Here is a 587-nt window from a genome sequence, read left to right as displayed (position 1 = left end):
ACGCTTTTCGCAAGTTACTACGTCCTTCATCGCCTCTGACTGCCAAGGCATCCACCGTATACGCTTAGTCGCTTAACCATACAACCCAAATGAGTTTCACTCATCTGCGTCGCATTGCGACCAGCTTGGTTTTACTTGTCTCACTTCTGACCAAAGAAGTGGACGCGCCTTAGACGTAAACTATGCCACTAAGCATAATTTACTATTGAATATTCAAGACACTTAATAAAGTGTTTGAGAACTCATGTTTAATGCTTGCGCATTAAACGTTTTGTAATTAATCACATGACAGACTCATGCAATTAAATACTATCAGCTTTCCAAATTGTTAAAGAGCGGGCTTAAAAAAGCCAAAGATAATTTTTAAGTTTATCTTTGGCATCTCTATCAATAATGCATATGCCTTATTACTTTGCAATAAAGTCAGAATAAGGTGTAAATGGTGGAGCTATGCGGGATCGAACCGCAGACCTCCTGCGTGCAAGGCAGGCGCTCTCCCAGCTGAGCTATAGCCCCATTTACATGCAGTGCGAGTAAGTAAGATGTTCCAAACCTCTAAAAGGATTGGTTTGCCAAATCGAGTTATC

General features: G+C 41.1%; 1 tRNA gene. It reads right to left on the bottom strand.

Features of this window, described 5'->3' with window-relative positions:
- Positions 1 to 440: 440 nt before the first annotated feature.
- Positions 441 to 516, bottom strand: a tRNA-Ala gene (locus L5M17_RS23050).
- Positions 517 to 587 lie beyond the last annotated feature (71 nt).

It is taken from the genome of Shewanella sp. SW24, from assembly GCF_025653395.1.
Taxonomy (GTDB): domain Bacteria; phylum Pseudomonadota; class Gammaproteobacteria; order Enterobacterales; family Shewanellaceae; genus Shewanella; species Shewanella oncorhynchi.
The sequence above is the reverse complement of the archived record's forward strand: the minus strand, read 5'-3'. Positions and strand labels throughout refer to the sequence as shown.